The following is a 14999-nucleotide window of genomic DNA, read 5'->3' as shown; positions in this document are numbered from 1 at the left end:
TTCACATCAGTCCCCGGTTCTGTCTCGGTGCTGATGTGAATCTTCAGCATGATGATGGGGATGCTTTGCTTGGGTATCTGGTTGACAATGTGAATGTGCAAGACATTCATCTTCTTCAATCTGTAGCGTCATTTCAGTGATACCATGAATATGGCTTAACATTTCCAAAGCTTGCTGATACAAGGCATTACGGTCTGCCTGTGGTGCATATAAATGCACAGTCAGATGCACATTTTTTGAAGTAATTGCCCAAACCTTGAGTTGATGAATGCTTTCAACATCTTTCAACCCCAAAAGATCATTCCGCAATTTTTCAATATCAATTTCTTCCGGTACACCTTCAAGCAAAATATTGATGCTTTGCTTCAGTAAAACCCATGTTCTAGGCAACACCCAAAAACCGATCAGCACCGCAATGAAGCTGTCGACCCAGACCCAGTGAGTAAAATAAATAATCACTGCCCCAATAAACACACCTACAGAACCCAGAGCATCACTGAAAACTTCCAAGTACGCGCCTTTTACATTCAGACTTTCCTGGCTACTTGAAAATAGGATTTTCATCGAAATCAGATTAATCACCAAACCAATCATCGCGACAATCATCATGCCGATACTTTGAATTTCAGGCGGGTTTGAAAAACGCTGATAAGCCTCGTACAAAATATACATCGCCACCACAAACAGCATAGATGCATTGAACAGGGCCGCTAAAATTTCAAAGCGCTGGTAGCCAAAATTGCGTTTATCGTCGGCCGGAAGTTTGCCTATTTTTATGGCGACAAGCGCTATCGCAAGCGCGGCAGCATCGGTAAACATGTGGGCTGCATCGGAAAGTAGAGCCAAACTTTGCGTGATAAAGCCTGCGACCACTTCAACAATTAAAAACGTGGTGGTCAGCAACAAGGCAAAGCTTAATTTTCTGGCATTATTTTCGGTCACAACCGCATGACTATGGTCATGTCCATGATGTTCACCCATTGCACCTCCTGTTTATTTTTATTTATGTCAATAACTTATGTAAGCACATAGATGAATGCTCTATTTTTTTAGCATCCATCCCCTATAAATCGATCTCTTTAGCAGGGTCTAATATCTTTAACAGGCAGTAAAAAGATCTATGTAAAATATGAAAACTATTCACTTTGATATTATATGAATAAACAACATTGAACCCTTTTCATTTTTTTGAATTAACAAAAAAAATTCATTTACTTACAAACAGCTTGTGCTTAGAATAAAAAATAACCGTTTCATTAAAATAATTAGATTATGATAATTCAATGCTTAAAGAGGAGTTGATTATGATCGTGAATAAGATAAAAAAAATAGTAAATAGTTTACTTAGTCCTTCAGATCAACCTTCGCAAGGTATGCAAAATATAAAAATAAATGAAGCAAATCTGGCATTTGAACAAGGCCAAGTTTTCGAGCAGCTTGCAATCAAACATCATTACATGCTTGATCATGATCAATCCGTTCATAATAATCGAAATGCAATGTGGAACTTTTTAAGTGCTGCATTAAAAGGCCATAGTGAAGCGCAATATAAATTAGGTTTAGGTTATCTTCAGGGGCAATTGGGCCTAGATAAGAACCCTACCCATGCGCAAGAATGGCTAACAAAAGCGGCTAAGCAAGGTCATAGTGAGGCGCAATATAAATTAGGTGTAGCTTATCTGCATGGGCAATCAGGCCTAGATAAAAATTATACCCTTGCGGAAGAATGGCTAAAAGAAGCGGCTAAGCAAGGCCATCATGAAGCACAAATGACCTTAGAAAAGGCATATAGCCAATTGGCATTTTCCTAAAAATTATCAATAAAAATCACCAACAAAAAAACCAGCCCGCAGGCTGGTTTTTTAGTCATACAAAAACAAGCGGTTAAACGCCGATTTTTTTGTATTTAGAACGCTTTTGTACAGCAGCATCACCCAAACGTGACTGGCGATATGCTTCATACTCAGCATAGTTACCCGCGTAGAATTCAGGCTGTTCATTTTCAAATGACAAGATGTGTGTCGCAATACGGTCCAGGAACCAACGGTCATGCGATACCACCATTACCGTACCCGGGAATACAAGAATTGCATCCTCAAGCGCACGTAAAGTTTCAATATCCAAGTCATTCGATGGTTCATCCAGCAAGATTACGTTTGCACCTTGCTGCAAGATTTTTGCAAGTTGCAGACGGTTACGCTCACCACCAGACAAGCTGCCAACACGTTTTTGCTGATCTTGACCTTTAAAGTTGAAACGGCCGATATAAGCACGTGATGCGATTTCGTAATCGCCCACTTTCAAGATATCCAAACCGCCAGAAATTTCTTCCCAAACGGTTTTATTGTCATCTAAAGTATCACGTAACTGACCCACGTAAGCCACTTTAACCGACTCACCCAGCGTTACCGTACCGGTATCTGGCTGTTGCTCGCCCGTCATCATACGGAACAATGTGGTTTTACCTGCACCATTCGGACCAACAATACCCACAATCGCAGTTGGTGGCACAGAGAAAGTTAAGTTCTCATAGAGCAAACGACCATCAAACGATTTACTGATTCCTTCAACGTCTACAACCTTGTTGCCTAAACGTGGACCAGGTGGAATGTAGATTTCAGAGGTTTCGTTACGTTGCTGGAACTCTTTAGAGTTTAGCTCTTCAAAACGCTCCATACGTGCTTTGTTTTTCTTTTGCTGACCTTTAGCATTCGAACGAACCCATTCAAGTTCTTTCTTCAATGCTTTGGCAAAAGATTCTTCCTGCTTGTTTTCTTGCTCTAAACGGGCATTTTTCTGTTCCAACCAAGAAGAATAGTTGCCTTGGTAAGGAATACCATGTCCACGGTCAAGCTCCAGAATCCACTCGGCCACGTTATCCAAGAAATAACGGTCATGCGTAATCGCAACGATTGTACCGGCGAAGTCTTTCAAGAAACGTTCCAACCAAGATACAGATTCTGCATCCAAATGGTTCGTCGGTTCATCAAGAAGCAACATGTCTGGTTTAGATAGCAATAAACGACAAAGTGCAACACGACGACGTTCACCACCTGAAAGCAAGGCTACGTCTGCATCCCAAGCTGGAAGGTTTAATGCAGCTGCTGCCTGATCCATCTGGTTGCTTAGGTTATGTGCATCCCAAGTCTGGATAATCGCTTCCAGTTTCTCTTGTTCTTTTGCAAGTGCATCAAAGTCAGCATCTTCTGCTGCATATTCTGCAAATACTTCATCCAGACGCGCCAAGGCATCTAGCGGTTCACGCAAACCATCTTCAACGTTACCACGAACGTCTTTATTTGGATCTAATGGTGGTTCCTGCTCAAGATAACCGATTTTAATACCCGGTTGAGCACGTGCTTCACCTGAGAAATCTTTATCTACGCCCGCCATAATACGAAGCAAGGTAGATTTACCTGCACCGTTTAAACCAAGCACACCAATTTTTGCGCCTGGGAAAAATGATAAAGAGATGTCTTTCAGGATTTCGCGCTTAGGCGGAACCATCTTCGACACACGGTTCATCGTGTAAATATATTGGGCCACGTAGGACTCCTCTATAGAAAAAACAACATTCGCATAGCAATAATATTATGCGAACAAATAATTGCCGGCATTATACGATGAAAGTGCCGAAAAAATAAGGCATAGCTTGCATCTTCAATAGAATGTTACAACTCAGGGCATGTTTATTTTTTAAACATATTCATACACAGTTAATTTTGTTCAGCTTGTACTAAAATTAGCATCATATGAATATTTAAGATAACAATTTCACTTAAATAGCACTTTGACTTATATATAGAAATGCTAAACTCGATCAATATTTAACTCACGAAGATGATGTAAACATGACTTATAAAGACGAAACCCTGGCCATCCATGCCGGTTATAGCCTGGACCCAACAACGAAAGCCGTGGCTGTACCGATTTATCAAACCACATCTTATGCCTTTGACAATACGCAACATGGGGCCGATTTGTTCGATTTAAAGGTTCAGGGAAATATCTACACCCGTATTATGAACCCGACTACAGCTGTTTTAGAGCAACGTCTGGCTGCGCTTGAAGGCGGTATTGGCGCATTGGCTTTGGCTTCGGGCATGTCAGCCATTACCTATTCCATTCAGACCATTGCCGAAGCCGGTGACAATATTGCCTCTGTGTCCACTTTATATGGTGGAACTTACAACTTGTTTGCACACAGTTTGCAAAAACAAGGCATTGAAGTACGTTTCTTCGATTATCAAGATCCTGAAGCGCTACGTGGTCTAATTGATGACAAAACCAAACTGGTGTTTGTGGAATCGATTGGTAATCCCCTTGGCAATATCATTGACCTGGAAGCCATTTCGAAAATCGCCCATGAATATGGCGTACCCGTTATTGTCGATAATACGGTTGCCACCCCTGCTCTGCTGAAACCCTTCGAACATGGGGCAGACATTGTGGTGCACTCACTCACCAAATATATTGGCGGTCACGGCAACTCGATTGGCGGCGCCATTGTAGATAGCGGCAAATTCCCTTGGGGCAAATATCCTGAGCGTTTTAAAGTGTTGAATACACCTGATCCAAGCTATCATGGGGTGAATTATGTGGAAGCTTTAGGTGAAGCAGCTTATATCGCGCGTGCCCGTGTGGTGCCATTACGCAATACCGGTGCCGCGATTAGTCCTCTCAGCGTATTCCTTATCCTGCAAGGTTTAGAAACTTTGAATTTACGCATGGAACGCCATACTGAAAATGCGCAAAAAGTAGCGGAGTATTTAAAGCAGCATTCAAAAGTGAAATGGGTCAATTATGCTGGCTTAAAAGATCATCCGCAGCATGCTTTGGCGCAAAAATATGTGAAAGGCAAACCATCTGCGATTCTGTCTTTTGGTGTACAAGATGGCCTTGAAGGCGGCACTCGCTTTATTGATGCGCTGCAACTCTTCACCCGTCTGGTGAATATTGGCGATGCAAAAAGCCTTGCTTGCCACCCGGCTACCACAACCCACCGCCAGTTGAATGAAGAAGAATTAAAGTCGGCTGGCGTCAGCACGGATATGGTTCGCTTGTCAGTTGGAATTGAGCATATTGATGATTTAATTGCAGATTTAGAACAGGCGCTTGCTCAAGTTTAATGTTTGGTCATCCATTTTAAATCTGGCCTTCTTCCTCATCGGGAAGAAGGTTTTTTATTTCTTAATTACTTTGTGCTTATTTCTCTTTGCTTTGTTTTGAATTCGTGGTAAAAATTAAGTTATAAGAAGAACAATAATAGAGCAATTACTCTAATTATATTTGTAAATTCAATAACTTATTTATAGATTTTTTTTCAACATTGGTTATCATAACCCAGATGAGAAGAGCTCAATTCCCCAATATTTTGAGCCAAATAATCAACTACAAAAAACATAATCTAGAATTTAGTTTTATTTAAATCAGGAAAAAACAGCGTGAATTCAAGACTAGAGAAACTCTTTCGAAACCGAGTCAACGGTAAAGTGGTTTTAATTACAGGTGCATCCAGTGGTATTGGCTTAACTGCTGCACATAAACTTGCCGATGCCGGCGCACATGTTTTATTGGTTGCACGTACCAAAGACACATTAGATCAAGTTAAACAAGAAATTGAAGCAAAAGGTGGACAGGCTTCAGTCTATCCATGTGATTTAAATAACATGGAATCCATTGATGAAGTCTCTAAACAAATTTTAGCGTCTGTCGATCATATTGATATTTTAATTAACAATGCAGGACGTTCTATTCGTCGTGCAGTACATGAATCATCAGACCGCTTCCATGATTTTGAACGCACCATGCAGCTAAATTATTTCGGTGCCATCCGTTTAGTGATGAATATCTTGCCACAGATGATGATTCGTCGTGATGGCCATATCATTAACATCAGCTCGATTGGTGTATTGGCCAATGCGACCCGTTTTTCCGCTTATGTCGCATCTAAAGCCGCACTGGATGCATTCAGCCGCTGTCTGTCTGCTGAAGTTCACTCACATAAAATTGCGATTACTTCGGTTTACATGCCGTTGGTGCGCACACCTATGATTGCACCAACCAAAATTTATAAATATGTGCCAACCCTTTCTCCTGAACAGGCAGCAGATTTAATTGCTTATGCAATTGTGAAACGTCCGAAGAAAGTGGCAACTCACTTAGGCCGTCTGGCTTCTATCACTTACTCTATTGCGCCAGACATCAACAATAAATTGATGTCGATTGGTTATAACCTGTTCCCAAGCTCTTCAGCTTCGGTAGGTCAGCCACAGAAATTGAATTGGGTTCAAAAAGCGTATGCACGTTTGTTCCCGGGTGAACATTGGTAAGATTGTGCAATATTAAAGCCAGTCATTAGACTGGCTTTTTTATGTTATAAACACACATCATTTTTTGCTTTTAGATTTTTTATGCGGATTGCTGCTGTTATTTTTCAATGTGCCTGTTTGGCTTTTGCCCTGTTCCTTTGCTACCAAATAGCGACTTCTCTCTATCAACAAGATTATCAATTGATGGATATCGTCAGTGATGTCGGCAGTATTTTAATTTGTATCGATCTGGCTATATTTTTACATTTCAATAAGTCGATGGCATCGATAAAACTGAAAGGGACTTCTCAACAGCCTGCTGTGCAAGTTTCAACATTAGAAAAAGTGAGCCGCAAGTTGGGACATTTAGGCATTATGCTGATTATTTGTAGTTGGATTGTGCCAAAGCTGGTATAAAAAAACCTCCCTTAAAGGGAGGTTTTTTAAATCTTAAAGAACTCTAAAAATTATTTAGAACCTTTAATCCCCGCTTGTAATAACAATGCACCCAAACCACCAATTTTTTGCTCTTGTGGTTTAGCAGATTGAGGTTTTTTCGCGTGTGGACGATCACCCTGAGGACGTGCATTTTGTGGACGCTTCGCTTGTGGCTTACGTTCACCACGTTGTTCAGTATGAGCATTTTGCTCACGGCGTGGCTGACGTAGTGCTTTCGCCGGTGCTTCTGAACCTTCAGGACGCATAGACAAGTTGACACGGTTACGTTCAGCATCTACTTGTAATACACGTACTTGAACGATTTGACCCGGTTTCACCACTTTGTGTGGATCCGATACAAACTCATTGGCAAGTTCAGAAATATGCACTAAACCGTCTTGATGTACGCCGACATCCACGAATGCACCGAAGTTGGTCACATTGGTGATCACGCCTTCAAGTTGCAAGCCTTCAGTCAATTGCGATACTTCGGTAATGTCTTCACGGAATTTTGCAGTACGGAATTCTGGACGTGGGTCACGACCTGGTTTTTCCAGTTCGCTCAGTACGTCTTGAATGGTAGGCAGACCGAATTTGTCATCTGCAAATGCTTCAGCATCGACTTGGCGAATGATTTCAGAATTACCAATAATATCTTTTACAGTGGTTGCTTTTGCTTCAACAATTTTGCTCACCAAAGCATAAGATTCAGGGTGAACCGCAGATGCATCCAGTGGCTCAGAACCGTCTTGAATACGCAAGAAACCCGCTGCCTGTTCAAAGGTACGCTCACCTAAACGAGGTACATTTTTCAAGGCCTGACGGTTGTCAAAACGGCCATTTTCTTTACGGTATTCATAAATTTGTTGCGCAATCGATTTGTTCAAACCTGCGATATACGACAGGATTGCAGGAGATGCGGTATTTACATCCACACCAACCGAGTTCACACAGTCTTCAACCACAGCTTCAAGGGTTTTCGCCAAGCCTGTTTGGTTCACGTCATGTTGATATTGACCTACACCAATCGACTTAGGATCAATCTTCACAAGTTCAGCCAATGGATCTTGTAAACGACGGGCAATTGAAACTGCACCACGAATTGAAACGTCTAGCTCTGGCAATTCTTGTGATGCCAATTCAGACGCTGAATAAACCGATGCACCCGCTTCAGATACTGAAACGCGAGTTAAGTTTAAGTCTGCGTTTGCAGCCATCATTTCAGCAACAACTGCTTCAGTTTCACGGCTAGCGGTACCATTGCCAATTGCGATTAAATCGACATTGAATTCACGGCAAAGACGTGCAAGTTCAGCAATTGAACCTTCTTTGTCTTCTTTTGGCGCAAAGGGGTAAATGGTGCTATGGGCAACTACATCACCTGATGCATTGACTACAGCCAGTTTCACGCCGGTACGGATACCTGGATCGACACCCAAAGTAGTACGCGCGCCTGCTGGTGCAGAAAGCAATAAATGACGCAAGTTTTCTGCAAAGACTTCCATCGCCTCGCTTTCAGCAGCCAAACGTTTTTCAGTCAGTAATGAATGTTCGATTTGTGGACGAACCTTACCTAACCAGAACAGTTTAGCGGTCTGTTTCAAGTAATCTGCACGCGCTTGTGGTTGAACCGAATCAAGATTGTATTCAGTTTCAATACGCGCCAATAGTGCATCATCTTCACCATCAACCTTTAAGCCCAATACGTTTTCTTGACGGCCACGTAACATTGCCAGTAAGCGGTGTGAAGGGACTTTGTTGAAGTTTTCAGAGAAATCGAAGTAATCACGGAATTTCTTGCCAACTTCTTTTTTCTCTTCACTTGCAACTGCACTTTTTAATACTGCTGTTTTGGCAAAGGTTGCTTTTAATTCTGTGGTTAAAGCAATGTTCTGCGCCCAGTCATCAATCAGGATGTGCTGGATCGCATCCAACTGACTTTCCACATCAGGATAATTTTCATGGCTAAAACCGGCTAAAGCTTCGGCTGGATCAATGGCTTCAGCAAAGATTTTTGCCGCGATTGGACCTAAACCTGCTTCTTTGGCTTTAAACGACTTGCTGGTACGTTTTGGACGGTACGGTGCGTAAAGTTCTTCTAAAGCATTCTTGGTTTCAGCAGCGTTTACGCGGTTCAGTAAATCATCTGACAATTTATTTTGTTCTTTCAGAGATTCAATTACTTTTTCACGGCGCTCAAATAAATCGCGTAAATACGATAAACGCGTATTGAGTTGGCGTAACTGCGTATCGTCTAAGCCCTGAGTTACCTCTTTACGGTAACGTGCAATAAATGGAACGCTTGCACCTTCATCAATCAGCTTGATGGCAGCTTCTACTTGATTTGGACGTACGGCAATTTCTTTTGCTAACTGCTGAACTAAGTCAGTCATCGTGTTTGATCCCACAAGGATAAGTACTAAATGGCATGATTATAAAGACCAAGACCATAAAATCCACAATTGTTTTTATTAAATTTATAAGTGGTCAATATTGCCAATTCATGGCATTTTCATAATTCCCTACAAAATTAAGTGATAAGTCGTTTTTTAAAGGGCATATTGGGCGGGATTTACCCTAATTTAGATGTATACATTTGGTATCTATGTCTTGATTTTACCTGCTATATTTGTTGCTTTAGAGCATAGTAAACAGATGCAAATGAATCGTATACTCAAGGCTATCCGAACTTTTGTTTACGATGACAATAAAGAATAAAGGAGCACATCATGAGTTTAGTTGTACCTGCTGAAAAAACAGATCCAGTACAAAACGAAACTGATCGCGTCGAACGCATTCTCGTTGTAGATGATGATGTGCGTTTACGTACGTTATTACAGCGCTTTCTAGAAGATAAAGGCTTCGTGGTCAAAACTGCACACGATGCGACACAAATGGATCGTTTATTACAGCGCGAACTTTTCTCCCTGATCGTGCTCGATTTCATGTTACCTGTGGAAGATGGCTTAAGCATTTGCCGTCGTTTACGCCAGTCCAATATCGATACACCTATCATCATGCTGACTGCACGTGGCAGCGACTCTGACCGCATTGCAGGGCTTGAAGCCGGCGCTGATGACTACTTGCCTAAACCATTTAATCCAAATGAGCTGTTAGCGCGTATTCGTGCAGTACTGCGTCGTCAAGTACGTGAAGTTCCGGGTGCGCCTAGCCAGCAAATGGAAGTGGTCAGCTTTGGCCCATGGTCACTAGATTTGTCTACGCGTACGCTGACGCGTGAAGGTCAAGTGGTGACACTGACTACGGGTGAGTTCGCTGTACTTAAAGCACTGGTACAACATCCGCGTGAACCGTTGACGCGTGACAAGTTGATGAATCTGGCGCGTGGTCGTGAGTGGGGTGCAATGGAACGCTCTATTGACGTTCAGGTGTCCCGTTTACGTCGTCTGGTTGAAGAAAACCCTGCCCGCGCACGTTATATCCAAACGGTTTGGGGCGTAGGTTATGTCTTTGTTCCAGATGGTGCGGAATAATGACTACTATGTTTGAATACAAAGCTATTTGTTATTCAAACTGAGATTAGATACGCATGCACGCCATTCACAACCGCCCTTCATTCGATAAATATTGTTTCTGCGATGCGCTGAGTAAACAGATAACAGTGAACAGGTTTTGTGAATGGCAAAAGTTTTTGGTTACTTTTTAAAAGTAACACAACAAGCTCCTTCCATCGAAGGTACAGGCAGTCAAATTCCACACCGCGAATATTATTACTGCTCAATTTAAAAAATACCTACAGGAAGCTGGTGTGAAACTCGAACCCATCGACCCACAGAAATTTACTGATTTTGAGACTTATTCGGAAAAGAAGCGCACCCGTTCGGAACGCTTTTTTGACAAAATCAAGCCGCGTTCTGCTGCAATGCGTACCACAGTGCTCGTGTTATTCATTGTATTTTTCAGTTTATTTATGTCGTTATGGTTCTTCTGGCGCACCCTATATCTTCCAGAAATTCAGCAACACGCCCGATATTTAGGTGTTGAACTGGAAATCCTCAACAACCCCGACTTACGTATTTTTCATAATGATGCCGAAGTGGATGTCGATACCTGGCTAAAAAACCGGGTTGGGATTGAATACATTACCGATCCGAAAGAATATCCGAGTGTTCGTGACAAAGTCATTGCCGAATTTTTTACCAATCAAATTGAAAAAAAGTTAGCCAAGGAACTGAAAGTTAAGCAAGTAACGGTTTATTTCCAGTTTAAACCCAGCCCGCGTATTTGGATTCAGACCCCGGAAATGAACGGACATTGGGTGCGCGAACCGTTAAAAACCTATGCCAATTATAGTCCTGAACTGGTGTTTGGCTGGTTGCTGGGTGTACCCCTTATTGCCGCTGCCATCATTTTGACTCTGGTTCGCCAGTTAAATCGCCCCTTACGCCGCCTGCAACATGCGGCAAACAATTATAGTAAAAAGGGTTCTGCACCTTATCTCGAAACCAATCATGGTCCCCAAGAAATTCGCGAAGTCAACCAAGCCTTTAATCATATGATTTATACCCTGGATCAGACTGAGCGTGACCGCCGTATTATGCTGGCCGGGATTTCCCATGACTTGCGAACACCACTGACCCGAATTCGCTTAAGCGCCGAAATGATGCCGGATGAAGACTTTCTGAAAGAAGGCTTAATTTATGATGTCGAAGATATGGATGCGATTCTTGATCAGTTCATCTCATACATGCGAGATGGCTCAGATGAGGAACTTCAAGACACTGATATTAATATGCTATTACAAGAATTAGTCATTCAGTTCAAACCCTTAGATATCCGTTTTACCGTCCAAGATGTTCCGATCATTCAGGCACGTAGCCAGTCTTTAAAACGTATGATTGGCAATTTAATTAACAACTCGAGACGTTATGGCGCTGAACCGATTGAATTGTCAGCGAAAGTGGAAGATGAGCAAATTTTTATTCGTGTTGCAGACAATGGGGAAGGTATTCCTGAAGATCAGATTGAAGACTTGATGCAACCCTTTGTGCGAGGTAATGAAGCGCGTACGGTGCAAGGCAGCGGTTTGGGTTTAGCCATTGTGAAGCGTATTGTCGACATGCATCAAGGGCAACTTAGCATTCACAATCGCCCTGAGGGTGGTTTAGAAGCAGTGATTTGTTTACCTATACTTCACGATGAAATTGAGGAAAATGTACCCCACAGTGCCTTGGGAAAAATTAAGCAAACTTTCACCGGACACTTTTAGCCATTGATTAATTAATAAACAAACAGTTTTGTTTAACTATTAAGCTCTTGGTTTTTACATGATTTAAATCAATCAATTAAAAACCATCAAAAATTGTTATACCCACATTTTTTCAAAAAATTAGACCTTAGCCTAACAGGCATGCACAATTCCTTTTTGGGACGGTACAATCCGTCTAGTTTTGAACAAGAATTGAGCGTAAACCATGTCTTTAGATCGTATTCGTTTAGCGTCACTTCATGACAAAGTCATGAGCGCAGAACAAGCTGCTACTTTTATCCAAGATGGTATGACTGTAGGTATGAGTGGATTTACTCGTGCAGGTGAAGCAAAAGCTGTTCCTTTGGCACTTGTAAAACAAGCTCACAGTAATCCTTTGAAAATTACTTTAATTACTGGCGCCAGTCTGGGTAACGACTTAGATAAACAATTAACTGAAGCTGGTGTTCTTGCTCGCCGTTTACCTTTCCAAGTAGATAGTACTTTACGTAAAGCCATCAACAAAGGCGAAGTCATGTTCATCGATCAGCATTTGTCTGAAACCGTTGAACAAATGCGTAACCTTCAGCTTAAAAAACCGGATATTGCAATCATTGAAGCAGTTGCCATTACTGAAGATGGCGGCATCATTCCAACGACCTCTGTGGGTAACTCTGCAAGCTTTGCCATTTTTGCTGAAAAAGTAATTGTAGAAATTAACACTAATTTAAGCCCTGCTTTTGAAGGCTTACATGATATTTATATCCCGACTTACCGTCCAACACGTCAAGCGATTCCTTTGACTCAAGTCGATGAACGTATTGGTACGCATGCAATCAATATCGATCCTTCTAAAATCGCAGGGATCGTATTTAACAACGATTACCACGATTCCCCATCAACTGTGACCCTTCCGGATGATGAAACTCAAGGGATCGCCAACCATTTGATCAATTTCTTTGAACAAGAAGTTGCTGAAGGTCGTTTACCGAAAGATCTTGGCCCATTACAGGCAGGTATTGGTTCGATTGCCAATGCGGTATTGACCGGTCTTAAAGACTCTAACTTCGAAGATCTTGTGATGTATTCAGAAGTCCTTCAAGACTGTACTTTTGAATTGATCGATGCAGGTAAAATGAAATTTGCGTCAGGTTCTTCTATTACACTTTCTGCTAAATATGGCGAAAAAGTATTTAACAACCTTGAAGCGTACAAAGACAAGTTGGTACTTCGTCCACAAGAAATTTCAAACCACCCTGAATTGGTTCGTCGTTTAGGTATTATCGGCATCAACACTGCGCTCGAGTTTGATATTTACGGTAACGTAAACTCAACTCACGTTTGCGGTACTAAAATGATGAACGGGATCGGTGGTTCAGGTGACTTCGCACGTAATGCACACTTGGCAATCTTTGTAACCAAGTCGATTGCAAAAGGTGGCGACATCTCTTCAATCGTGCCAATGGCGTCACACGTAGACCATTCTGAACATGATGTGGATATTCTTGTGACTGAACAAGGTCTTGCAGACTTACGCGGTTTAGCGCCACGTGAACGTGCTCGTGCCATCATCGACAACTGTGCTCACCCAATGTACCGCGATGCATTGAATGATTACTTTGACCGTTCATGTGCAAAAGGTGGCCACACGCCTCACCTTCTTCGTGAAGCACTTTCATGGCACTCTAACTTTGAAGAAACTGGTCATATGCTAGCAGCTCAAGCAGAAGCTAAAATTGCTTAATTGAATGCTCATAAAAAAACGCCCCGAGGGGCGTTTTTTTATGAGCATGTTTTAATCAAATTTCATCTGATCAGCGATTGCATTACCCATCTCTGTGAGACCATGAATGGTTAATGAAAACTCAAGAATGCCTATACTCACAACATCACGATTTATCTGAAAAACTCTAGCCCCCGTTCATTGGTATAAAATATATTGCTGAATTGATTTAAATCTCCATCGATTTCTCGATCAACCCATTAATTCAAGACTTTAATAGTTTTATATCCATATAAACGATGCGGATCCGTCGCAGTCTGTATTGAGTCGTCTTGACCTAAAATCCAGGCCAAACCCTCATCATCTAAACTTTGCAGACTTGCCGAAGAATAGAAGCGAGCCATGACCGATGTCGTCATACCCATAACCAAAGTTATGAAAATATTGATACGTTACTGCTAAACAGGCAAGTTTATAACTTGAAGTCATTGGTATCTATCTTGAAATATCAAATTCACTAATGATTTATTTAAGATAAAACCCAACTCAAATGTTATAAGCGCTGCTCAACCGCCTTGCGATTTTGCTTTTTAATTTTTTCCATTTCTGCATTTAACTGCAACACTTCTTGATACAAGGCATTAAACTGCTTTAAAGGCTGATCTTCATAAAACATAAAGGTTTTGTTCTTTTTCTGCCATTTATTATTTTTCAGAATTTCAAACAGAGCATCGGCTTTAGTTAACATTTGCAATTCCAAAGCAAATAAAGCGTGGGTTTTATCGTTATCACGACTTTCGCGTAGGCTGTCCGTTAATTGATGGCGCAGATTAGATCTAATTGATAAATGTTTGGCTCTTGCCAAGGTATCTTCTTCACGTTGCTGGGTTTGCTCTTGATACTGCGCAGCCAGAAGATGGGCCTGTTTCAGCATCTGTTCCGTTTCTACATACTTCTGTTTACGGTCTTTGTCTAAGCGGTCGATATTTAAAAACTCATCCCAATGGATCGCTTTAAGCTGGCGTAGATACTCATTCCTGGCTTCAGCATTTTGAATCATCTGACTCAGCACAAAATCTGCCATCACTTTATAATCGCCCTGTAAACGCTTATCTGCCACATTGACATCAATCGGCTCAGACCAGTCTTGGGCTTGCTCATAAATGAGTTCAGCCTTTTCATACAATACAGTTTGGTAATTATGGAGTTGGCCCAGGTCATTTTGCTGTACTGAATACTGATAAAACATCCAGCCAAATACGGCACATGTCGCCAATCCTAAAATGAGAAAAATCCTTGGCACGTAAAACTCCGTTCT

At 41.6% G+C, this 14999-nt stretch carries 12 protein-coding genes; 7 read left to right on the top strand and 5 right to left on the bottom strand.

Annotated features, from left to right (window positions below):
* Nucleotides 1-6: 6 nt before the first annotated feature.
* On the bottom strand, nucleotides 7-981 hold the full coding sequence (locus tag ACU0NF_RS01435) for a cation diffusion facilitator family transporter (protein ID WP_445659896.1): 975 nt from the start codon (nucleotides 979-981) through the stop codon (nucleotides 7-9).
* 302 nt (nucleotides 982-1283) lie between these two features.
* Here ACU0NF_RS01435 and ACU0NF_RS01430 point away from each other — a divergent pair, with 302 nt between their 5' ends.
* Nucleotides 1284-1811 (top strand): tetratricopeptide repeat protein, encoded by a 528-nt coding sequence (locus ACU0NF_RS01430; RefSeq protein ID WP_445659895.1) that lies wholly within the window; start codon nucleotides 1284-1286, stop codon nucleotides 1809-1811.
* A 73-nt stretch (nucleotides 1812-1884) separates the two neighbouring features.
* Here ACU0NF_RS01430 and ettA read toward each other — a convergent pair whose 3' ends face one another.
* The gene (ettA, locus tag ACU0NF_RS01425; protein ID WP_131383118.1) at nucleotides 1885-3546 is read right to left on the bottom strand and encodes an energy-dependent translational throttle protein EttA; all 1662 of its coding nucleotides are present in this window, start codon (nucleotides 3544-3546) and stop codon (nucleotides 1885-1887) included.
* A gap of 305 nt (nucleotides 3547-3851) precedes the next feature.
* Here ettA and ACU0NF_RS01420 point away from each other — a divergent pair, with 305 nt between their 5' ends.
* The 3 genes from ACU0NF_RS01420 (at nucleotide 3852) to ACU0NF_RS01410 (ending at nucleotide 6728) form a co-directional block, all read left to right on the top strand.
* Complete coding sequence (locus tag ACU0NF_RS01420) at nucleotides 3852-5129, top strand: O-acetylhomoserine aminocarboxypropyltransferase/cysteine synthase family protein (protein ID WP_445659894.1); 1278 nt, start codon at nucleotides 3852-3854, stop codon at nucleotides 5127-5129.
* A 315-nt stretch (nucleotides 5130-5444) separates the two neighbouring features.
* Nucleotides 5445-6332 (top strand): SDR family NAD(P)-dependent oxidoreductase, encoded by an 888-nt coding sequence (locus ACU0NF_RS01415; RefSeq protein WP_131268448.1) that lies wholly within the window; start codon nucleotides 5445-5447, stop codon nucleotides 6330-6332.
* Between the two features lie 81 nt (nucleotides 6333-6413).
* Nucleotides 6414-6728 carry a hypothetical protein gene (locus tag ACU0NF_RS01410; protein ID WP_445659893.1) on the top strand — a complete coding sequence of 105 codons (315 nt, stop codon included), beginning with the start codon at nucleotides 6414-6416 and terminating at the stop codon, nucleotides 6726-6728.
* Nucleotides 6729-6778: 50 nt separating this feature from the next.
* Here the strand turns inward: ACU0NF_RS01410 and ACU0NF_RS01405 are convergent, their stop codons facing one another.
* Nucleotides 6779-9142: a Tex family protein gene (locus ACU0NF_RS01405; RefSeq protein ID WP_445659892.1), complete on the bottom strand. Its 2364-nt coding sequence runs from the start codon at nucleotides 9140-9142 to the stop codon at nucleotides 6779-6781.
* A 336-nt stretch (nucleotides 9143-9478) separates the two neighbouring features.
* Here ACU0NF_RS01405 and ompR point away from each other — a divergent pair, with 336 nt between their 5' ends.
* The 3 genes from ompR to ACU0NF_RS01390 all read left to right on the top strand — a co-directional run bounded on the left by ompR (nucleotide 9479) and on the right by ACU0NF_RS01390 (nucleotide 13702).
* Nucleotides 9479-10243, top strand: a complete 765-nt coding sequence (ompR, locus tag ACU0NF_RS01400) for an osmolarity response regulator transcription factor OmpR (RefSeq protein WP_131289339.1) — start codon at nucleotides 9479-9481, stop codon at nucleotides 10241-10243.
* A 275-nt stretch (nucleotides 10244-10518) separates the two neighbouring features.
* On the top strand, nucleotides 10519-11979 hold the full coding sequence (locus tag ACU0NF_RS01395) for an ATP-binding protein (protein ID WP_445659891.1): 1461 nt from the start codon (nucleotides 10519-10521) through the stop codon (nucleotides 11977-11979).
* A gap of 205 nt (nucleotides 11980-12184) precedes the next feature.
* Complete coding sequence (locus ACU0NF_RS01390; RefSeq protein WP_445659890.1) at nucleotides 12185-13702, top strand: acetyl-CoA hydrolase/transferase family protein; 1518 nt, start codon at nucleotides 12185-12187, stop codon at nucleotides 13700-13702.
* Nucleotides 13703-13941: 239 nt separating this feature from the next.
* Here the strand turns inward: ACU0NF_RS01390 and ACU0NF_RS01385 are convergent, their stop codons facing one another.
* Entirely contained in the window at nucleotides 13942-14100 is a 159-nt protein-coding gene (locus ACU0NF_RS01385) for a hypothetical protein (RefSeq protein WP_445659889.1), read from the bottom strand.
* Nucleotides 14101-14234: 134 nt separating this feature from the next.
* Nucleotides 14235-14984, bottom strand: coding sequence for a hypothetical protein (locus ACU0NF_RS01380; RefSeq protein WP_445659888.1), 750 nt, complete (start codon nucleotides 14982-14984; stop codon nucleotides 14235-14237).
* Nucleotides 14985-14999: the final 15 nt, after the last annotated feature.

Source organism: Acinetobacter sp. F16 (genome assembly GCF_052712855.1).
The sequence above is the reverse complement of the archived record's forward strand: the minus strand, read 5'-3'. Positions and strand labels throughout refer to the sequence as shown.

Coding starts and splice junctions, on each gene's coding strand:
- ompR (WP_131289339.1), top strand. CDS start 9,479: ATGAGTTTAGTTGTACCTGCTGAAAAAACAGATCCAGTACAAAACGAA.
- ACU0NF_RS01430 (WP_445659895.1), top strand. CDS start 1,284: ATGCTTAAAGAGGAGTTGATTATGATCGTGAATAAGATAAAAAAAATA.
- ACU0NF_RS01405 (WP_445659892.1), bottom strand. CDS start 9,142: ATGACTGACTTAGTTCAGCAGTTAGCAAAAGAAATTGCCGTACGTCCA.
- ACU0NF_RS01385 (WP_445659889.1), bottom strand. CDS start 14,100: ATGACGACATCGGTCATGGCTCGCTTCTATTCTTCGGCAAGTCTGCAA.
- ACU0NF_RS01420 (WP_445659894.1), top strand. CDS start 3,852: ATGACTTATAAAGACGAAACCCTGGCCATCCATGCCGGTTATAGCCTG.
- ACU0NF_RS01390 (WP_445659890.1), top strand. CDS start 12,185: ATGTCTTTAGATCGTATTCGTTTAGCGTCACTTCATGACAAAGTCATG.
- ACU0NF_RS01410 (WP_445659893.1), top strand. CDS start 6,414: ATGCGGATTGCTGCTGTTATTTTTCAATGTGCCTGTTTGGCTTTTGCC.
- ACU0NF_RS01435 (WP_445659896.1), bottom strand. CDS start 981: ATGGGTGAACATCATGGACATGACCATAGTCATGCGGTTGTGACCGAA.